Origin of the sequence: Methyloglobulus morosus KoM1 (genome assembly GCF_000496735.2) — a bacterium.
GTDB classification, from domain to species: Bacteria; Pseudomonadota; Gammaproteobacteria; order Methylococcales; family Methylomonadaceae; genus Methyloglobulus; species Methyloglobulus morosus.
The window spans coordinates 21,894-42,215 of sequence record NZ_AYLO01000058.1 but is presented as its reverse complement, the minus strand read 5'-3'; the positions used below and the strand labels follow the sequence as shown (position 1 = coordinate 42,215).

Genomic DNA, 20,322 nt, shown 5'->3' with positions numbered 1-20,322 from the left:
GCTTATGGACTTGATGTCATTGTCTTCAGCAAAAGCATAGTCAAGAATGTAATTTTATGCCTACTTTTTATCAAAACTTAAGCAAATCAAGTTTACACAACTGTATATAACAAGCATATTACAAATATTAACAGAAAGCATTATTTGCGGCATAGCTTATGAAAATAAATTAACAATTAAATCAATGAGTACTGAAAGATAGTTAGTGCGATCTAAGAGGAAATAGTTGAATCAAGCCAAATAGAAAGATCAGTATGGTCCAATCGGATTTAATGGGAAATATAACGTGTTTTAACCAAGCAGTGCTTTATATTCTTCTTCACTAATGACACGAATCCCATTTTCCTTGGCGGCATTGAGTTTTGTTACGCCAACGTCAGTGCCCGTTACCAGGAGGTCGGTTTTCCCCGTGACAGAACTGCCGACTTTTGCGCCCAGGCGTTTGGCCTCTTTAATCATGTCATCACGTTTGCCATGAACCATGGTGCCGGTGAAAACGATAGTTAAGCCAGCGATTGGGCTGGTAAGTTCCTGCTGTCCGGAAATTAAAGGCGTTTGGATGAGGTTGAAACCTAGTCGATAGATTTTCATAAATTCATCTTTAATCATTGCCAGGCTTTCAACAACCGCAGCACTGGTTTTTTCAGCAAAGCCTTCGATGAGGATGATGTCCTCTACCGTTAAGTTAAAGATGTCCAACAGCCGATGATGCTGTAGCAAGCGTTCGCAATTGCCCAAACCCATACGCCAGATGCCGAAGGCGCCGAGAAAACGCCAGTCCTCAATGGCTTCAATCCGGCTACGTTCGAGTTGGTCCAGCAGGTTTTTGGCGATCTGGTTCTTGCCGTCTTGGCTGCGAAATCCCATATAGATCAATTGGTCCAGGGTCAGCATATAAATGGCATAAACAGAATTAACGCCATTTGCATGGAGTTTTTCAATGGTTTTTCCGCCGAAGCCGTCATTATTGGCAAGCGTCCTGAAGAAATGCTCGATGGTATTTTCTATTTGCGCGGGACATTGGCTGGTGTTCAGGCAATAGAGATAATCGCCGTCCCAAACGAGGTTGCTTCCGCAACTGGAGCAATGTTCGGGGATTTGAGGTGTTTGAGGTGTTATCACCCGTTCAATTTTGGGGATGACCATGCCGCTGCGGGTTAATTCGATCAGCGTTCCTGCACCGATGCCTTGTTCTTTTACCATGCCGTAATGATGGGCGGTGGCACGGGAGATCAGTGCGCCGCTTAGGCGAGTGGGCTCGAGTTCGGCGACGGGATTGACGCGACCGGAACGTGAGGTTTGCGGCGTAACTTGCAAGACTTTCACTTGGGCGGTTTCCGCATTGCTCTTATAAGCGATTTGCCAGCGGTGGTGATGGCGGGTTGCACCCAAATATTGTTTAATGCGTTCATCTGTCACCTCAAAGATAACGCCATCGACATCATAATCGACTAGGGTGTGGATTTTAGCTACGATAGCTTCAAAGTTTGTGGTCAGTTCTGCGGACGACCCTTGCCAGTCCGGCAGCTCGCAAAAAGGGAAAAACACGGCGGCATGGTTTTGGATGGCTTCCAAGGCATGGGGTTCGAGTTCTTTTTCCTTGATGACGCTGGCTTGGAAGTTCCTGGCGTTTTCAAAGGTGTCCGCCAGATGGGTATTGAAATAGCTTTGGTTGACGACAATTTCGCCCGCACCTAACCCGCGTTTGCCGCTGCCGCCGACGATCATGCCGCGTTCGAACACGCGGGTAATGTCTGTGCCTTTGCGTCCATCGCCACGGGTGTAAAGAATTTTGCCGTCGTCGTACGCGGCGAAGCCGTCCAGTTTGGGCGTTGCGCGGAAAATTAAGGTTTCTGGGGCGATCCCCAATTCTGTTGCGGCTTTCTCAATATGGGTCAGCCATTTTTGGATGCTTTCCTTGCTGTAGGCTTTCTCTGTGGACAGCATCCGTTGCGGTAAGGCTACTGTTTTTCCGGAGAATGCCTTTTCTGCTTCGACAGAATGTAAATAAGGGTGCTCAGGGTGCCGCTTTTCCAATTCTGCCAGGAAAACCGAATCATAGGCTTTATCGGGAATCAGCGGCTCACCGCTGCGGTACAAGGTATTACAGATTTGCAGGAATGCCAACAGTTCGTCATCGGACAGGCTATCGGCTTTAGTTCGCTGGGCTATTTCTTCTAGTCGATCTGGGTTCGCACTGAGTGCGGTTTGTTTGGATGTGTTAAGTATTTCCAGTTGGGCGGGACTTAGCATCAGCGCTTATAAGCTACGTCTTATAGCTTGGATGGTTTCGTCTGTCAGAGGTTGGCGTTGGTGATCCCAGATTACGCCATCGAGTTCTTTGGCGACGGTCTTGATGGTGTCAACAAAATCATCGAACACGTTTTGGGCATCTTCCAAATCCTGGTGCTGGAGATAAAATACGATGCCTGGGCAATTAAAGGACGCGAGGTATTCGCCATCAGGGAATGTTCCGGGTTCAACCATGCAGGCAACGCCGAAATCGACATCGCCCTGTTTGTTGATGCGTTCGTACACTTTCATATCGCCGTATTCAAGGCCAACCGATTCAAACACCAGCACCAATTCTACGCCATTAAAACCTTCGTCATCACTGGCAACAACACCAAATTGCAGGATTTCGGGCAAGACATTGCGGGTATCGGACTCCATCTCATCGTCGCCATCAAATTCAGTGTCCCAATCCGATTCATTGTCGTCGCTGTCGAGAGTGCGCTTTGCCGATCCGACGGGTACGATGTCGAAATCGTCATGTTCTGTGTGCAGTTTTAATGCGTCGGAAATAGCACCGGATGAACCAATCACTTTTTCGCTTTCAATGGAGTCTTCATCTTCCATGGCATTGCGGTTTTTGATATAGCTCCACAAGATCATGCCGATAATGACCACGAAGCCAGTGGCTATGATAACTATTCTTAAGAGTTCTTTATCCATTAGCTTTCCGCCAGGCTGACCGCCTCATCAATATCAACCGCCACCATCCGGGATACGCCCGGCTCTTTCATGGTGACCCCCGCAAGCTGCTTTGCAATTTCCATTGTGACCTTATTGTGGGAAATATACAGGAATTGGATAGATTCTGACATATCTTCCACCATTTGTGAAAATCGAACGACATTCGCATCATCAAGTGGCGCATCGACTTCGTCCAGCAAGCAAAACGGCGCTGGGTTCAGGTCAAAAATCGAGAACACCAAAGCAACCGCAGTCAAAGCTTTTTCCCCGCCCGATAACAGGTGAATGGAGCTATTGCGTTTGCCGGGCGGTCGGGCAATGATGTTGACGCCAGATTCCAGCAGATCGTCTTCGGACAATTGCAAGTAGGCTTGGCCGCCGCCAAAAAGCCTAGGGAATTTATCCTGTAACCCCGCGTTAATTTTATCGAAAGTTTCTTGAAAACGCAGCTTACTTTCCCTGTCGATTTTGCTGATGGCTTGATCTAAGGTATTAAGCGCTTCCGTCAGGTCGGCATGTTGCTCGTTAAGGAATTCCATTCGCTCCGATTGGGCCTGGAATTCTTCGATAGCGGTCAGGTTTATCGTACCGAGCCGTTCGATTTGCGCAGTCAGTTCGTCCACCTTGCGTTTCCAGACGGGTTCTTCGGCTTCCTCAGGCAGCGTCTTGATAATCTCTTCCGCATCGGCATTGATTTCATTGAGTTGTTCATTAACGCTTTGTTGCCGCACTTTGCTTTCTTGCAGGTCCAAACGCAAGGCATCCAGTTTTTCCCTTTGTTTTTCCAGTTCGCGCTCGGTTTGTTGATGGTTCTCCGATAATTGCGTTATTTGCGCTTCGATTTCGTCCAGCAGTTGGCGCTGGTTTTTTAATTGGGTTTCTAATTCCCGTTTGTTTTGCGTCAGTTGCTCAAGCTGTTTTTTCTCGCCGTCGATAGGGGCCAAGGTGAGTTCGAGCTTGTCTTTTAGCTCAGCGATACGGTTCAGGGCTTGTTCCTGTTGGCTTTGCAACCGTTCAACCTGTTTTGCGGTGAGGGTTTCGGACGCATGCAAAGATTCCAGTTGTGCCTTGATGCTGTAGACTTTTTGTCTTGCTTCATTGGCAGCGTTCTCGATGTCCTGGTGTTGGTCTTGTAATACTTCGTTGTGGCGATCCAGGCTTAGCCGATCGCCTTCTTGTTTGGCAATGACAGCTTCCGCTTCACGTAATAACGCTGTTGCCGACATCAGCTTTTCGGCATTTTCGGTAATTTCATCGGTTATCGTTTCTAGCTCGCTGTCGATATGGATTAAACGGCGCTGGTGCTGGTCGAGCCGGGCGTTAATCGCGCTGGCTTCTGATTGTTTTTGGCTAAGTTCAATGCCTAACTCATTATTTTGTTGTTGTATCGTCTCGCGATTGCTTTCAATTTCTTTAAGGCGATGTTCAGCATCTTGTGCCTGATCTTCTAAAGTTTCGATGGCGGCTTGTAATACTTCCTGGCGTAGTTTGGTCTGGCGCAGTTCCTTTTCCCGTTGCAATACGCCGGATTTGGTGTCTTTTTGGTGCCTGACGCAAACCCATCCGGGACCAAACCACGTACCGTCTTGGGTGATCACTGATTCATGGGGTTTAAGCTGGCGTGATAATTCGCGTCCCGATTCGATATTATCGGCGCAGTAAATGCCGGAAAGGAATCCGCTTAAATCCCAAGGCGCACTCACTTTGGCGAGCAATGGGTTGTCACGGTTGTTTGTAAGCGGAGAGGAAATTCCGGTCGTTGTCTCAAACAAACTCAGCGAACTGTCATCGAGTTGGCCCAATTCAGGGATACAGCGTTCAATATTATCGGTACAGATGGCTTCCAGGTTGCCTTCCAGGACGGTTTCCACGGCGGTTTCCCAGCTGGGTGCAACATCGAGGAATTCCGCTAAACGGCGATGATCATTTAAGCCCATTTTAGTTAGCCAATCGTTCAGCTTCTTGTTGTCCTTGCCCATTGCATGTTGCTGCAACAATTCCAAGGACGTTATTTTGCCTTTGATGTGCTGCAGTTCCGTGCGGTTGCTGTGCAGTTCCGACTGAAAATGCTTGACCTGTTCACGGTGTTCCGCGATGGTCAGGCGATGGTTTTCCAGTTGCGCGTGGAAGTCGGCACGTTGGTTTTCCAGTAAGCTAATGGCGGCGGTTAACGATTCAATTTCGTGTTGAAATTCATGGGCGGACAGTTCGCTGCGTTCGGCATGTAATTTATCCATACGGATTTGTAACTGTTGATTCTGGCTTTCCAACTGGTTGATTTTAACCCGTTGAATCTCGCCTTGCTCCTTGTATTGGGAGCTTTCTGTGCGATGGTTTTCCCATTGTTGCTGCCACGCATTTTTTTGTTGTTGGTGGTCTTTAAGGGACTGGGCGATTTCTTGTTCAAGCATTCCTGCGGTTTTTAGTGCCGCTTCGGCTTCTAATAGGGACTTCTTGATGGCATCTAAAGCCAGTAAATCGGCCCCTATTTCAATCTGGTAATTGCTGGCTTGTTGTTGGGAACGGTTAATTTCCTGTAACGCCTCTTCATGGCTGGTTTCGTTGAATCGAATGGTTTGTTCAAGACGGCCGACTTCGGCAACGGCGGTATAGTAGTCCGATTGAACCTGGTTGATCTGCTGCTGTTGGGTTTTGTAATCGGTGCGCTTGTTTTCGATTGCCGTCGATAGTTCACGCAAGTTTGTGAAGAGACGGTTATGCTCCAATGCCACTTCTTGCAACTTGGCGTCCATGTCTTGCGCGGCCTGATGGTAGATTTGCCAGCGCATTGCCAAGAGCTCCAACTTATATTGGCGCTCCTGCTTTTTTAGCTCGGTGTATTTTTCGGCCTTTTCCGCCTGTTTTTGCAGGTGCTTGATCTGCTTGTCGACCTCGTCGCGCAGGTCATCCAGGCGCTCCAGGTTTTCCCGCGTGTGCTTCATACGGGTTTCGGTTTCGCTGCGGCGTTCCTTGTATTTGGAGATGCCTGCCGCTTCTTCAATGTGGATACGTAGTTCTTCCGGTTTGGCTTCCACCATCCGGGAAATCGTGCCTTGTTCGATGATCGCGTAACTTCTGGAGCCTAATCCCGTACCCAAAAAGATGTCGGTAATGTCCTTGCGGCGACAACGTGCGCCATTGAGCAGGTATAAGGACTGCCCGTCCCGGCTGACCTGCCGCTTGATCGCAATGCTGTTGTACTGGGCATATTCGCCGCCTATCTTGCCTTCGCTGTTATCAAAGACCAGTTCTACGGATGCCGTGCTGACCGGCTTGCGGGAGGACGAGCCATTGAAGATAACGTCCGCCATGCTGCCGCCGCGCAAGTGTTTGGCGGAGCTTTCGCCCATGACCCAGCGGATCGCGTCGATGATGTTGGACTTGCCGCAACCGTTGGGGCCGACGATGGCGGTCAGGTTGCCATGGATCGGGATGACGGTGGGATCCACAAAGGATTTAAAGCCTGAAAGTTTGATTTTTTCCAGTTTCATCCTGGTAGAATAGTCCGTTAATGTAATTATTATGATTCGGTATTATTAACGATTATGACCACAAAACCAAGCAAAGACCTGGAGACTTTTCCTAACCCGCAGCCAGGGCGGGATTACACGATCCGGATTACCATCCCTGAATTTACCTGCCTGTGCCCAAAAACCGGACAACCGGATTTTGCCACCATAAGCCTAGAGTACGTTCCGGCTAGCTTATGCGTTGAGTTGAAAGCGTTAAAGCTCTATATGTGGTCATTCCGCGACGAAGGCGCATTCCACGAAGCCGTCACCAATGAGATGCTCAACCATATCGTCAGCGCTATCCATCCCAACTTCATGCGGATTCGTGCCGAGTTTAACGTGCGCGGCGGCATTTACACCACCGTGATTGCCGAGCATAAGAACCCGGTCTGGGAAGCGCCGGACTTAATTAATTTGCCTTAACCCCAATGCCTTATGTTAAAAGAGTGTCTCCCTCTCCTGCTGGAGAGGGTTGGGGTGAGGAGGATAAAATAAGAAAAATTACTTTATATTTTCCCCTCATCCTAACCTTCTCCCTCAAGGGAGAAGGGACTGAACTATCCTTCAACCTTTATCTTACTAATTTTAGAGATGAATTTTAACGACGCATTAAAGGTTCTCCCTCAATACGCCTTGCCGCAGCATACCTTATCGAAATTAATGAGTTACATCACGCATTCGGAAAATACGGCACTTAAAAACTGGTGTATTAACACGGTCATCAGGCATTACGGTGTGAATATGGCTGAAGCCTTGGAAGAAAATCCGGAAGCCTTTAAAAGTTTCAACCATTTTTTTACCCGCAAGCTAAAGCCGGAAGCCAGGCCGTTAACTACGGAAAAGAATGCCGTCGCTTGCCCCGCCGACGGCTCGGTCAGCCAAGCGGGCAACATCACGGACGGCAAGATTTTTCAAGCCAAGGGCATGTCGTTTTCTGCCATTGATTTACTGGGCGGCGATGCGGAACGCGCGAAACCGTTTGAAAACGGCGTATTCGCAACCATTTACTTGTCGCCAAAAGATTACCACCGATTGCACATGCCGCTGGCCGGTACATTGAAGGAAATGGTGCAAATTCCAGGTAAACTGTTTAGCGTAAATACCGCGACTACCCGTTCCGTACCCGGCCTGTTTGCCCGAAATGAGCGCGTTGCCGCCATCTTCGATACCGAGGCAGGGCCGATGGCGCTGGTATTGGTAGGCGCAATTTTCGTCTCCAGCATCGAAACCGTCTGGCACGGCGTAGTCACCCCGCCGACCGCTCCGTCCGTACAAAGCTGGTATTACGACCATAAACCTATCACGCTTAAAAAAGGCGATGAAATGGGGCGCTTTAATATGGGTTCTACGATTATCGTCTTGTTCGGTAAGGATAAGGTGCAATGGGTAAGCGGGTTTAAGGCCGACCAGTTGGTTAGGTTGGGGGAGATGGTTGGTCGGTTAAAGTAGGGTGAGTTTTACGCACCGAATAGGGTGCATGGGATGCACCCGGCTGAATGCCATAAAATTTCCTTCTTGGCGGCTTCGCCGGTGGGAAACAGTTTGCGCTTGGCGATAGCGGTTCTGATGACGGTGTTAAGCGATTCGATGCAGAGGGTATCTTCGTTGTGTAAAGGGCCACCCTAATCTCTTCGGGGTGGCTGAAGATTGGGATCAAGGGTCGTGTCGCAAGTTTTATAACAGCCCGAGCGTTAAAATCTAGCGGAGAACTAGAATAGTTCGTTGCGGCCAAAATTTGGATTATTTAACAAAGCCATCCTCAATCAAATTACAATTTTTTGGTAAGATTATTTCCTTGCTGATTGATTCAGTTTTGCCTGCAACGCCGTCATTTCGTCTTCCAATTTGTAACAACGGTCCATCGAGTTGCGCCATAATACGAGCACCGAATTTAACATCATTCGGGTAACCACGGCGTCATACGGAAAAATATGATGGTCATCGTAAGCTTGCTCTGGGCTCGTGCCTGACTGGATAGCTGCTATTTGCGCCGCCATGACTTGATCAACGCTTAAAATATGATAGGTTAGCCACGAAGTGATAAAACTCACTAGTTCCTCAGCGGCTTCGTCTATAGACATATAATTCCTTAGCCTTTCGACATCGTACATAAATGATTTATGTTCCAAATGGTGAATATCGAAATGCCTTGGATCTATTCGATGCTCCTTCATCAACTCTTCCTCTTCGGTGAAATGCTTATCGGCATAACTGACCAATTGATTAATCGCATCATCTACCATTGCTTCACTAGGGCCTTCTTTATCAAAGCAATCTGACAACACATTAAGTAAATCAAATAGTTTCTTGTGTTGAGTGTCAACGAGCTCGATATTGGTGGCAAAACGGTATGACCACGCCAACATATTATTCCCCTTATTCAATTGTGAATGTACAAAACTGACGAAATGCAGTGTAGCCAGCCTTACAGGCCTTTATCGCCTGCCAGCGTAAAAGCTTTGTCCGTGGCTGTCTTGTCGCTCCTGTGGGCGTTTTTACACGCGGTATCTGTCAATATTTGGAGGTGTTTCTTTTTAAAAAAAATAAAAGCAACCCTGTTTATACCCCCCATAATCTTGGATGTCAATGCACCTTGTTGTACTTCGTTGGGCAATAAAAAACCCGCTATGCTAGGTAACATGCGGGTTTTATGTGCTTCGTTGGACTTCGTTAAATCGGTACTTGGTGCCCCGAGGCGGATTTGAACCACCGGCCTGTCCCTTAGGAGGGGACCGCTCTATCCTACTGAGCTATCGGGGCTGTGCTGTATATTTTACCATACTTGAGAAGGCAATTGCTTGTGTGCCATTTTGGGTTAGCTCTCCGATTAAACGGCATTACGTCGTTGCAATCGTATGCTTTAAGGTTTTAAAGGTCATCTTTTTCGATAAAGATAGCATGATTGGATCGCCATTAACCGCGTGTTGCTTGGTGCGGTTTAAAGCGGGTCACGATTTTTCCCTGTCTATTGCGTTGGCTTGTAAATGCCGCCGCAACAGGTCTAGCGACAATAACGCCGACTGTTGTTGTTTGCGGTTAATGTCTCCGACCAGGGTGCGGACGGCATGGGTAAATTGATTGTTAACCCCTAACAAGCTGATGACGGTCGTGCCCTGTTTTTGATTCGAATCAGCGATGCCACTGCTAGAAGTTAACTGGATTAAGGCCATATCAGCGCCCGAATTTTTTTGCATGGCCATGGCTATCGCTTTGGCGGTTGCCACCAAATCGTCGGGATGATAATCAACTTGAAGCCTGTGCGTTAAGCTTTCAATTGATTGCTCGATAAGTGCGTTTTGTAACCAGGTTGTCCCGACTAGTTTTGCCGCCAGTAGCCCGTGGCTGACGGTTTCCATGATGGCAAGCGTGTGGCCGCCAATTGTCATTAGTTGGTCTACGACCGATACCAGATCACCTGGCGGATGTCCTGTATCTTCAATGGTATACACGGCATCACCGATGCTTGCGGCGATACGGTTTGTCAGCGTTTCTCGTCCTTCGTCGGGATAATCGCCGGGAAACAATAGCTTGATTTGCACTTCGCCGAGTTCAGCGCGAAAACCCAGCTTTACTTGGGATGGGATTCCAATCGTATTGATGCGTTCTTGCAGGTCTGATTCGCCTATGCCGATAGTTTTGATGGTGATTAACTTGTCAGGAAGCAAGGTAAAACGGCTGGCCAACATAGGTTGGATGTGATCTAAAAATAACTGCCGCATCTCGGATGGTACGCCCGGCACAAAAGCAAACCAGCACCGCCCATGCTTTAGTGCGAACCCAGGTGCCGTGCCTGTGTGGTTGTCAAGCCGTATTGAGCCTTGGGGCAACAAGGCTTGTTTGCGGTTGCACTCCGGCATGTCCCGGTTTCTGTGATGAAAAAATTGTGCAATTTGGGCATAAGCGATTTCATCGAAAACCAAGGGGACGGCAAATGCGGTGGCAACTGCTTCCGCCGTAAGGTCGTCGCTGGTAGGGCCTAATCCACCCGTGCAAATGCAGCAGTCTGCACGCGCGGAAATATCCAACAAGACTTGTGTTAAATCCTCCAATTTGTCGCCTACGGCGGTGTGCCGAGTGACGGTGAAGCCCATGTTCACCGCTTGTTGCGATAACCAAGCAGCATTGGTGTCGACCACTTGTCCGGTGACGATTTCTTCACCTTGGGAGAAAATTTCTAAAGTTGGGTTCATCGTTAAAATCTCGCCATCAGAATTTGGTACCAGAATGGCAGGGTGACGAGGCTAAGTGCCGTCGTCACCGTAACTGCCATGGCATACAATGCGCCGTCTAATTGGTAGCGGTCGCACAAGACGATGCCCAATACCATGCTAGGCATCGCCAGGTCCAAAACAGCCGCCGCCTTGTGGTCATTCGGCAGCACTAAGTGATCGACCAAAAATAGGGCAAACAACGGCAACAGGAGCATTTTTACGAGGATCACCGGTAGTATATATGGGATGTTCCTAATCTTCATGGATTGCCAGTTCAGCGCCAATCCCAAGGAGAATAGCATTAAGGGTACGACTGCGGTTGACAGTAATTTTAATGTTCCGCTCAGCCAACCAGGTGAAACCAACCCATTCAGGTTTAAGGCTACCGCCAAACCCGCCGCCCAAAATGGCGGGGCATTTAAGGATGTCCACGCTGATTGTCGGCTGTTTAAAGTATCCTTACCATAATGCCGCACGATAACAATCCCCAAGGTAAACAAGAGCGGTGAGATGGCGAACAGGTCTAATTGAATAACGACAGATCTCGCCCAACTGCCAAAGGTTTGTTCCAAAACCGGCAAGCCTAAGTAAGTGACATTGGGGAATGCCGCCGCCAGGATTAATGCGCCTAAGCGTCGATGTTCAAAGTTAAAAAATGTACCGATTATCCAGAAACAGGCCATGCCAAACAGGATGCTGATGACCGCCAACGCTGTGTATTGCAGGGAATGTAACCCAATCTGCGCCGTCCACAATACGTCCAATACCATCGCCGGAAGAAAGAAATAATAAACCACCGTGGTCAGGACCGTACGCGTCTGCTCCGCGCTAAGCCCCAAAGGTTTCATGATCCGCCAGGCGATGCCGCTGGCCATGAGGAGTGACATCTGTATTAATGTTGCGTGCATAATCCGAGTTTTGAATTGTCCCGGTTGATTTTACCATTCATGATTTGCCAATTTCCGGTAATATAGTGCTAACCTTAGTTTGTAATGCCATTTGTTTTCCTGCCTGTTGAGTTTTAAAAGGCTATGATCCTGAATGCTAGTAAAAATTTGATATAAATCCGCTCCAAACAACTCAACAATGACCTTTGATCCCGCCTTTACCACCTCTTATCTGGTTGCTTTTGCAATGGGCCTTGCCACCAGTTTGCATTGCGTCGGCATGTGCGGGTCGATTATCGGTACACTTACTTTAAGCCTAAGCCCAGAAGTACGAAACAATAAATGGCTACTGATCCCGTTTGTGTTCAACTACAATTTCGGTCGGATAACCAGCTATACCTTGGCAGGCGCTATTGCCGGCATTGTCGAATCTTTTATCCCTGCGCCTGTTACGGACATCAACGGCTATCGAATATTGCAAATATTGTCTGCGATCATTATGGCAGGAGCGGGATTCTACATTGCGGGATGGTTGCCGCGCTTTGCTTACATTGAAAAAGCCGGTGTCTATTTGTGGAAAAGGATAGAGCCTTACGGACGTAAATTGATCCCAGTCAAAGACCGTACCCAGGCCTTCCTATTCGGCATGGTCTGGGGTTGGTTGCCATGCGGACTGGTCTATACCGCCCTGGCGCTTGCACTGACGACGGGCGATGTCAGCAAAAGTGCCTTGACCATGCTGTCATTCGGCTTGGGTACTTTACCTGCCGTGATGGGAGTGGGTATAATGACTAGCGTACTAACGCGGCTTTCACGGATGCAACGCTTCAAGCAGGTCGTCGGCCTGTTCATGATCGCGCTGGCATTGCTGGCCGCCATGCCGTGGTTAAACCCCATGGCTATAATAACAACACATGCAAACCATTAGAGAGGCGGTCATGGATCATTTCAAGACTATTATCGGGCAATCTCCCGCGCTGGATGCGTTAATTCGCAGTGCCAAGATTGCTGCAGCCACTGATGTCACCATATTGCTGAATGGCGAAACCGGCACCGGGAAGGAAGTGCTTGCCAATGCCATCCAACAGGCTAGCCCACGCGCCAATAAGCCATTCATTACCCTAAATTGTGCCGCTTTGCCGGAAAGCCTGATTGAGTCAGAGCTGTTTGGGCACCGCAAAGGCTCATTTACAGGGGCGACGGGCAATACCGGCGGCTTGTTTCGGGCAGCCGATGGCGGGACTTTGTTCCTGGACGAAATCAATTCCTTGCCGATTTCCATCCAGGCAAAATTGTTGCGCTTTATTGAGTCCGGCGAATGCCTTGCGGTCGGCGATACCCAGCCTTATAGGGTCGATGTCCGTATCATTGCCGCGTCCAATGTCGACCTGAACTTGCAAATTGCCGACGGCACATTCAGGCGTGACTTATATTTCAGGTTGAATGTCGTGCCGCTGCATTTGCCGTCATTAGCTCAGCGGGTCAGCGACATCGAGATTTTGGTTAAGCATTTCATGAAACTGTTCGAGCGTGAACATGGCATCACGACACCGCAATTCAGCAACAATACCCTGAAAGCGCTCAAAGCTTACAATTGGCCCGGCAATATTCGGGAGCTTCGGAATTTATGCGAACGGTTATGTATCTTGTTGGCCGGAAAAATAATTGAACCCGAAAACTTACCGTTGGAATTCAACGTGCAGAAACCCAATGCAGGCCAGCCAAAATTTACCCTCCCCGCCACGGGGCTGGATCTGGACGAACTGGAAGCCAGCCTTATCCAACAAGCATTGGACTTGACGAAAGGTAACCGCAGCAAATCAGCAAGATTGCTCGGCCTGACGAGGGATACGTTGCTTTACCGTATGCAAAAACATGGGTTTATGGCCCATTGACAGAAGCTTAAGTAAACCAAACGTATCTTGCTTAGTCCTTACGATTCCTGACGGTCATCACGGTAAGATTGTCGCTATTACCGTTGGCGCGGTAGACGGACAGCATCGCCAGTCTGTTAATGTTAACGATATTGCTGTCCAAATCAGCTAGTTGTAGTAGTTCGTCGGGTTTGATGTTGCCCCAAAAACCGTCGCTGCATAGCACAAAGGTCTCGTTTTTCAGGATAGGCGAGAACAGTTTGATGTCGACAGGTTGCGCCCTATTGGCGTTAATGCTACGAGTAAGGTGATTTTGTTCAGGATGGTGAGCCAATTCTTCCTCAGAAATTAAACCAACACTCAATAAATCTTGAGGGACCGAATGGTCGAGTGTTCGCCAAACAATTTCTTTGGGGTTCAGCCTGTAGACCCTCGAATCCCCGCAATGCGCCGCGATGGCCCTGTCGTTGTCCAGGTAAAGGATAGCGCAAGTCGTATACGCCTGGTCTGCTATTAAGTCATCGTCAAATAACGTTTTCATCTCAACGACAGCTTCATCAATCCAGTCTGAGAAAACACTGGCAGGATTGCTTGCGATTTTTTTACTGTATGTATGGGAACAGTTGAGCATGCCTTGGCAAAAAAACTGGGACGCTTGCTCACCTGCTTGATGCCCGCCCAAGCCATCTGCAACTATAAACAAGGCGTAATCATTTTCAATGATATGCGCCATATAGTCCTGGTTGTACTGCCTGTCACCTGGGTTAGTAAACTGAAAAAATTCAAGCTGCATAGTTTTTATTATTCTTTTTGCGATCTCGCGTTATACATAATTTGTTTTAAATCCCTGACAGTTTGTGCTAATCCTGAAAATAATGCCTGGGCAATGATTGAATGGCCGATATTTAGCTCAACTATCTCTGGAATACGGCATATTGGGGCAACATTATGGAAGTGTAATCCATGCCCCGCATTAACTTGCAAACCGATACGGTTGGCGTAATGTGCAGCCTTTTGAAGCCGCGCCAGTTCGGCTTCACGATCAGTGGGTGATAAAGCGTCCGCATAACAGCCCGTATGCAGTTCAACGACAGGTGCGCCTGCCGTTTTTGCAGCGTCTATTTGGGCGTGATCGGGTGCGATAAATAAGGAAACTTCAATGCCTGCTGCGGTAAGTTTTGCACAGGCCCTTTGCATATAAGACAAATTCCCCGCCACTTCTAAGCCACCTTCCGTGGTGAGTTCCGCGCGCTTCTCAGGCACTAGGCAGCAGGCATGGGGTTTAACTTTTACGGCAATACCCACCATTTCATCGGTTGCTGCCATTTCCATGTTCAGGCGTGTATGGATCATGTCTTTCAACAAGAAAATATCCCTGTCTTGGATATGTCTCCGATCCTCCCTAAGATGTGCGGTAATACTATCCGCGCCATTTTGTTCGGCGACCAATGCGGCCTGGATCGGTTCGGGAAAGCGCGTGCCCCTGGCTTGCCTGATGGTGGCGACATGGTCAATATTAACCCCCAGCAGGATCGGTTTTGTGTCCATTTTTATAAGCGTTTGACGATGTTATTGATAACTGAACGGCTTTTTAATAGCTTACCGTGCAAATGGCTGTCTATAACGGTTCGCATCAACAATTTTGCCTCACTCAATACAACCGGGTCGTCGAATTGTCGTTGCGCCATGGCCAGTAAGGCGAAACCTGAAAATTGCCCTTCTGAATTTTCAAGCAAGCCTTCATCCTTATCGAATAAATATTTTTTATTGGCACCAATTGGCTTTTCATGGTGAAGATCATAGCTCAAGTCGATACCGTAACCGATATTTTCCATAAGGTTCAACTCAAATATCCGCAATGCGGATTCTAAGTTTGGGCCTTGTGCCAACTGCAATAAGCATACGCGGTAATCCTGAAAGACTTCCGGGTGGGGATCATCTTTATGCAGGAAATTGCATATCAGCTCGTTGATATAAAAGCCGCAATATAAGGCTAAACCTGTCAGTTCATTCGGCAAACCGATCATTTCGGCATCCGTCAATGTCCTCAAGTCAGCTTTTCCGACATACGACAACGACAATGCTACAAAAGGGCGCAATATCCCGGCACTTTTGGATTTTGCTTTCCGAACGCCTTTCGCAATCAGGGAAAACCTGCCGAAATCTTGGGTTAAGACATCAATAATCAGGCTGGATTCCCGGTATTTTTGTTGATGCAAAATGAAAGCGGGTTGGGAATATAATGCAAAATCACTCATTAAAGCCCAAACTTAACAAGGCGCGTTCGTTGTCTGCCCAGCCTTTCTTGACTTTCACCCAGAGTTTTAAAAATACTTTTTGTCCAATTAACTTTTCTATATCGAGTCTCGCATCCATGCCGATTTTTTTCAACATTTCACCCTCGGTGCCGATGACTATATTCTTTTGAGAACTGCGTTCTACCCAGATAACAATGTAAATTTTAGTGACATGCGGCAGCTCTTCGTACAGTTCGACTTGCACTGTAACCGAGTAGGGCAACTCCGCACCTAAGCGCCGAGTTAGCTTTTCCCTAACAATTTCTGCACATAAAAACCGCTCTGACCTATCGGTTATTTGGTCTTCAGGGTAAATCAACCCGCATTCGGGCAATAATGGCAGTAATGCGGCTTCGAGCTTTTCAAGATTGGTACCTTTTAACGCAGATATTGGGAGCAGGCATTTGAATGGAAAACGGTGTTGTGCCTCATCAAAAAAAGCCAGTATGTTTTCTTTGTCCTTTATCTTATCAACTTTATTGACCACTAGAATAACCGGAAGCCCCGTCTGTTCCAGTTTTTTTAGGATGATATCGTCGTAGTCCTGCCAGACCAAACCATCAATCAGCCATACGACAGCGTCAACGCCCAATAAGGTCGTGTCGGCGGTTCGGTTTAAATAACGGTTAAGTGCCCGTTGTTCGTTGCCGTGCATCCCGGGGGTATCGAGGTAGACGATTTGGCCCAATTCAGACGTGCTGATTCCGAGTATGCGGTGGCGAGTTGTTTGCGGTTTACGGGAAGTGATGCTAATTTTTTGTTTCAGCAAATGGTTCATTAAAGTCGATTTGCCCACATTTGGGCGGCCAATCAAGGCGACGTGACCGCAATTCATTTGCTTACTTGCTGGAGTTTGGCAAGCATCATTTCAGCTGCCGATTGTTCGGCCTTCTTCCTGGAAACGCCCGTGCCAATACAAGATTCCTCTATCAGGGAAACGCTACACCGGACTTTAAAGGTCTGTTCATGAGGTAAACCGGACATGTCTATCAAGGCGTAGTCGGGCAGTTCCATTTTCTTGGCTTGCATCAGTTCCTGTAACTGTGTTTTAGGGTCTTTTTGCCAGTTGTTCGCGGACAAATCGTGCAGTTTTTCAGCGAACAGCCGTCCTATCCATTCTTCACATGCCGCTATGCCTTGATCTTTAAATAAAGCGCCTATAATGCCTTCCAGGGCATCCGACAAGATTGAATCCCTACGGAAACCGCCACTTTTTAGTTCGCCTGAACCCAGCAGCAAGTAATCGCCCAGGCAGTGTTGCCGGGCCAAATCGGCAAGCGACGATTCATTCACTAAGCTGGCCCTGAGCCTGCTTAAAGTGCCTTCATCCGCGCTTGGAAATGCGTCGTAAAGTTTTTGGGCGATAACACAACCTAAAATGGCATCACCCAAAAACTCTAACCTTTCATTATTATTCGCGCCAACACTACGATGCGTCAATGCCGTGACAAAAAGTTGCGGCTTATTAAACGTTAAGCCTAATTTTTGGGACAGGATTTCAGGTTTTTTAGTCACTCTTTGCCGACCTCGAAGGAATCATCGAATTCGACCAATACACTGATGTTGCCGACTATTTTTTCTACAACCTCATATTTTGCTTGGACTTTTAGATAATTGCCGCGTTTAATTATCTTTACGTCCCGTGTATTAAGATCGGCGACATAATTAAGGTTAAAGCGCTTATCAAGGCTGCTCCTGACTTCCTGCTCACTTAAAGTTTCAATATCGGTGGTTTTCTCAATGGCGGCCAGGGCATTTTTAACTTTGCTGTGGTCAATATAGATAGGACCTATCTTTAATCCGAGCAATACAAAAAATGCGAAGATACCCAGCATGAAAATAAGTGAAATCAGGGTATAACCCCGCTGGTATTTAGGTTGTCTGTCCATCATGGCTCCGGCGATCGTTTCAAAAAATAAGGGTTAACGCTATCGTTATAACGATAAGTGTAGTTTATTTTAAGACTGTGCCAATACGGCCAAAGCCGATACCTTTATAATCCCAGTCCCAATTCATCCAGAGAAAAAATGCTTTGCCTACCAGGTTCTCTTCTGGGACAGTCCCCCAATAACGGCTGTCATTGCTGTTGTCACGATTATCGCCCATGACAAAGTAATTGCCTTGGGGGATCACGTAAGAGCCTTCAACCGTTGGTGCATCATTACGGATCAGGATGCTATGTTCAACGCCCATCAGGTTTTCCTCGATATGCTCACTTCCTGTCATGTCCTGGCCTTGCCCTACGCCTTGGTAAATGCCGAGCGATGTTTGATTGACCGGAGCATCGTTGATGTACAGTTTTTTGTTGTAGTACGCGACCTTATCTCCCGGCAGGCCAATCACGCGCTTAATGTAATCTACTGTCGGATCTTTGGGAAAGCGAAATACCACAATATCGCCACGCGCTGGCTCATTGATTTCTAATATTTTTTTGTTGATGACGGGTAATCGTATCCCGTACGTGAATTTGTTGACCAGCAGGAAATCGCCGATCAGCAAAGTCGGCATCATGGATGCCGAAGGGATACGGAACGGTTCTGCCAAAAACGAACGCAATAGGAAAACGATTAAAACGATGGGGAAAAATGACCGTGCATATTCAACGGCTATCGGTTCATTGGCCTCGTCAAATTTACGGTCTTTCGATTTCAGGTACAGCAAATACCCGCCCCAGATTGTTCCGGTCACCACGCTGGCGACAAACAGGAAAAAAGAAAAGTCATAGTCCATAGGAGTTGTGTCAAGTGATTGAAAGAAAAATCGTATTATTCTTTATTGAGCTGCAATACGGCCAAAAATGCTTCTTGTGGTATCTCAATATTGCCGACCTGCTTCATCCGCTTCTTGCCCGCTTTTTGCTTTTCCAGCAGTTTTTTCTTACGGGTAATGTCGCCGCCGTAACATTTGGCGGTGACGTTTTTCCGCATCGCCTTGACGGTCGAGCGCGCAATAACCTTGGAACCGATAGCAGCCTGGATCGCCACTTCATACATTTGTTTGGGGATCAAGTCTTTCATTTTTTCGACCAAGTCGCGGCCACGGTTGTGGCTGAGGTCGCGATGGACGATAATCGACAAGGCATCGACCTTATCGGCATTAATCAACACGTCGAGCTTGACGAGCGGGGCTTCCTGAAACCGTAAAAACTCGTAATCGAAAGAAGCAAAGCCCCTGCTCACCGATTTCAGTCGGTCAAAAAAGTCCAGCACGACCTCGCTCATTGGCAATTCGTAGTGGATAGAGACTTGCCTGCCAACGTATTGCATGTCCTTCTGGACACCGCGTTTTTCGATACACAGATTGATGACTGCACCCAGATACGTTTGCGGTACGAGGATGTTCGCTCGGATAATGGGTTCCTTGATGGACGCAATCGTCCCCATATCCGGCAATTTTGCCGGGTTGTCGATCATCAATACATTGCCGTTATGGGTGACGACTTCGTAAATAACGGTGGGTGCGGTCGTAATCAGGTCAACGTCGTATTCCCTTTCCAGGCGCTCCTGTACGATTTCCATGTGCAACATGCCCAGGAAGCCGCAACGAAAGCCAAAACCTAAGGCTTGCGAAGTTTCCGGCTCGAATACCAAGGCGGCATCATTCAGGTTGAGCTTGTTTAAAGCCTCACGCAGGTCTTCGTAATTGTCCGAGCTGACCGGATACAGGCCGGCAAATACGCGGGGTTGGACTTTTTGGAATCCGGTGAGCGGTTCTGGTGCCGGGTTGTCTGTCCAAGTAATGGTGTCACCGACGGGTGCGCCAAAAATATCCTTAATACCGGCAACGACGTAACCGACTTCGCCGGTATTCAGCATATCTTTTTCTAAACGCTTAGGCGTAAATACGCCCACAGCATCCACTAAAAATGATTTCCCGGTGGACATGATCGTAATCTTCTGCTTTTTGCGGATGCTACCGTGGACAATCCTGACCAATGATACGACACCTAAGTAACTGTCAAACCAGGAATCAATAATCAACGCTTGCAAGGGGCCTGCAATATTGCCTTCGGGTGGCGGAACTTTGATGACCAATTGTTCCAGTACGTCCTGTACGCCTAAACCTGTCTTAGCGCTAATGAGCAAGGCTTCATCCGCTGGAATGCCGATGACTTCTTCGATCTCCGCTTGCACTCGTTCGGGCTCAGCAGACGGCAAGTCGATTTTGTTCAACACGGGAACGACTTCCAAGCCTTGTTCGATTGCCGTGTAACAGTTGGCAACGCTTTGTGCCTCAACGCCTTGCGCCGCATCGACAACCAGCAAGGCACCTTCGCAAGCAGCTAAAGAGCGGGAGACTTCATAAGAAAAATCCACATGCCCAGGTGTGTCAATAAAATTGAGTTGGTAGGTTTCGCCATCCTTGGCAACAAAATCCAATGTCACGCTTTGCGCCTTAATCGTAATGCCGCGCTCCTTTTCGATATCCATCGAATCGAGAACCTGAGCAGACATTTCCCGTGCCGTCAAGCCTCCACAAATTTGAATGAAGCGATCCGCAAGTGTCGATTTACCATGGTCTATATGCGCTATGATGGAAAAGTTTCTTATGTGTTTTAAATCCAC

19 protein-coding genes and 1 tRNA gene are annotated in these 20,322 nt (G+C 47.9%); 4 read left to right on the top strand and 16 right to left on the bottom strand.

Annotated elements, in window-relative coordinates; translation table 11 throughout:
* Window positions 1-291 precede the first annotated feature (291 nt).
* Genes MGMO_RS08490 through smc form a run of 3 tightly spaced genes read right to left on the bottom strand, consistent with a single transcriptional unit; the run spans window position 292 to window position 6,467 of the window.
* Entirely contained in the window at window positions 292-2,253 is a 1,962-nt protein-coding gene (locus tag MGMO_RS08490) for a BRCT domain-containing protein (RefSeq protein ID WP_023494640.1), read from the bottom strand.
* A 6-nt stretch (window positions 2,254-2,259) separates the two neighbouring features.
* Window positions 2,260-2,955, bottom strand: coding sequence for a cell division protein ZipA C-terminal FtsZ-binding domain-containing protein (locus MGMO_RS08485; RefSeq protein ID WP_023494639.1), 696 nt, complete (start codon window positions 2,953-2,955; stop codon window positions 2,260-2,262).
* Entirely contained in the window at window positions 2,955-6,467 is a 3,513-nt protein-coding gene (smc, locus tag MGMO_RS08480; RefSeq protein WP_023494638.1) for a chromosome segregation protein SMC, read from the bottom strand. Before smc ends, MGMO_RS08485 begins: the two co-directional genes overlap by 1 nt.
* A gap of 54 nt (window positions 6,468-6,521) precedes the next feature.
* On the opposite strand from smc, the gene queF reads away from it, so the two are divergent.
* On the top strand, window positions 6,522-6,911 hold the full coding sequence (gene queF, locus MGMO_RS08475) for a preQ(1) synthase (RefSeq protein ID WP_023494637.1): 390 nt from the start codon (window positions 6,522-6,524) through the stop codon (window positions 6,909-6,911).
* A 168-nt stretch (window positions 6,912-7,079) separates the two neighbouring features.
* Window positions 7,080-7,937 carry an archaetidylserine decarboxylase gene (asd, locus tag MGMO_RS08470; protein WP_023494635.1) on the top strand — a complete coding sequence of 286 codons (858 nt, stop codon included), beginning with the start codon at window positions 7,080-7,082 and terminating at the stop codon, window positions 7,935-7,937.
* A 338-nt stretch (window positions 7,938-8,275) separates the two neighbouring features.
* Here asd and MGMO_RS08465 read toward each other — a convergent pair whose 3' ends face one another.
* The 5 genes from MGMO_RS08465 to MGMO_RS08450 form a co-directional block, all read right to left on the bottom strand.
* Window positions 8,276-8,854 (bottom strand): bacteriohemerythrin, encoded by a 579-nt coding sequence (locus tag MGMO_RS08465; RefSeq protein ID WP_023494634.1) that lies wholly within the window; start codon window positions 8,852-8,854, stop codon window positions 8,276-8,278.
* Window positions 8,855-8,913: 59 nt separating this feature from the next.
* Window positions 8,914-9,129, bottom strand: a complete 216-nt coding sequence (locus MGMO_RS18980; protein WP_152976323.1) for a hypothetical protein — start codon at window positions 9,127-9,129, stop codon at window positions 8,914-8,916.
* A gap of 42 nt (window positions 9,130-9,171) precedes the next feature.
* Window positions 9,172-9,248: transfer RNA gene (locus MGMO_RS08460), tRNA-Arg, on the bottom strand.
* 188 nt (window positions 9,249-9,436) lie between these two features.
* On the bottom strand, window positions 9,437-10,678 hold the full coding sequence (locus MGMO_RS08455) for a CinA family nicotinamide mononucleotide deamidase-related protein (RefSeq protein ID WP_023494633.1): 1,242 nt from the start codon (window positions 10,676-10,678) through the stop codon (window positions 9,437-9,439).
* A gap of 2 nt (window positions 10,679-10,680) precedes the next feature.
* On the bottom strand, window positions 10,681-11,586 hold the full coding sequence (locus MGMO_RS08450; RefSeq protein ID WP_235557254.1) for an AEC family transporter: 906 nt from the start codon (window positions 11,584-11,586) through the stop codon (window positions 10,681-10,683).
* A 199-nt stretch (window positions 11,587-11,785) separates the two neighbouring features.
* Between MGMO_RS08450 and MGMO_RS08445 the strand changes: the two genes are divergently transcribed.
* Both MGMO_RS08445 and MGMO_RS08440 read left to right on the top strand, forming a co-directional pair.
* Window positions 11,786-12,514 carry a sulfite exporter TauE/SafE family protein gene (locus MGMO_RS08445; protein ID WP_023494631.1) on the top strand — a complete coding sequence of 243 codons (729 nt, stop codon included), beginning with the start codon at window positions 11,786-11,788 and terminating at the stop codon, window positions 12,512-12,514.
* 10 nt (window positions 12,515-12,524) lie between these two features.
* On the top strand, window positions 12,525-13,481 hold the full coding sequence (locus tag MGMO_RS08440) for a sigma-54 interaction domain-containing protein (protein ID WP_023494630.1): 957 nt from the start codon (window positions 12,525-12,527) through the stop codon (window positions 13,479-13,481).
* A 31-nt stretch (window positions 13,482-13,512) separates the two neighbouring features.
* Here the strand turns inward: MGMO_RS08440 and MGMO_RS08435 are convergent, their stop codons facing one another.
* From MGMO_RS08435 to lepA, 8 genes are all read right to left on the bottom strand, one after another.
* Window positions 13,513-14,253 carry a PP2C family protein-serine/threonine phosphatase gene (locus MGMO_RS08435; RefSeq protein ID WP_023494629.1) on the bottom strand — a complete coding sequence of 247 codons (741 nt, stop codon included), beginning with the start codon at window positions 14,251-14,253 and terminating at the stop codon, window positions 13,513-13,515.
* Between the two features lie 8 nt (window positions 14,254-14,261).
* Complete coding sequence (gene pdxJ, locus MGMO_RS08430) at window positions 14,262-15,008, bottom strand: pyridoxine 5'-phosphate synthase (protein ID WP_023494628.1); 747 nt, start codon at window positions 15,006-15,008, stop codon at window positions 14,262-14,264.
* A gap of 2 nt (window positions 15,009-15,010) precedes the next feature.
* Window positions 15,011-15,718 (bottom strand): DNA repair protein RecO, encoded by a 708-nt coding sequence (gene recO / locus MGMO_RS08425; RefSeq protein ID WP_023494627.1) that lies wholly within the window; start codon window positions 15,716-15,718, stop codon window positions 15,011-15,013.
* A complete protein-coding gene (gene era, locus MGMO_RS08420) occupies window positions 15,711-16,592 on the bottom strand; it encodes a GTPase Era (RefSeq protein ID WP_023494626.1) in 882 nt (293 codons plus the stop codon). The genes recO and era overlap by 8 nt, the downstream gene beginning before the upstream one ends.
* Window positions 16,589-17,272, bottom strand: coding sequence for a ribonuclease III (gene rnc / locus MGMO_RS08415; protein WP_023494625.1), 684 nt, complete (start codon window positions 17,270-17,272; stop codon window positions 16,589-16,591). Before rnc ends, era begins: the two co-directional genes overlap by 4 nt.
* Window positions 17,269-17,649: a DUF4845 domain-containing protein gene (locus MGMO_RS08410; RefSeq protein WP_321163117.1), complete on the bottom strand. Its 381-nt coding sequence runs from the start codon at window positions 17,647-17,649 to the stop codon at window positions 17,269-17,271. Before MGMO_RS08410 ends, rnc begins: the two co-directional genes overlap by 4 nt.
* Before the next feature lie 61 nt (window positions 17,650-17,710).
* A complete protein-coding gene (gene lepB, locus MGMO_RS08405; protein ID WP_023494623.1) occupies window positions 17,711-18,487 on the bottom strand; it encodes a signal peptidase I in 777 nt (258 codons plus the stop codon).
* Window positions 18,488-18,522: 35 nt separating this feature from the next.
* The gene (lepA, locus tag MGMO_RS08400; protein ID WP_023494622.1) at window positions 18,523-20,322 is read right to left on the bottom strand and encodes a translation elongation factor 4; all 1,800 of its coding nucleotides are present in this window, start codon (window positions 20,320-20,322) and stop codon (window positions 18,523-18,525) included.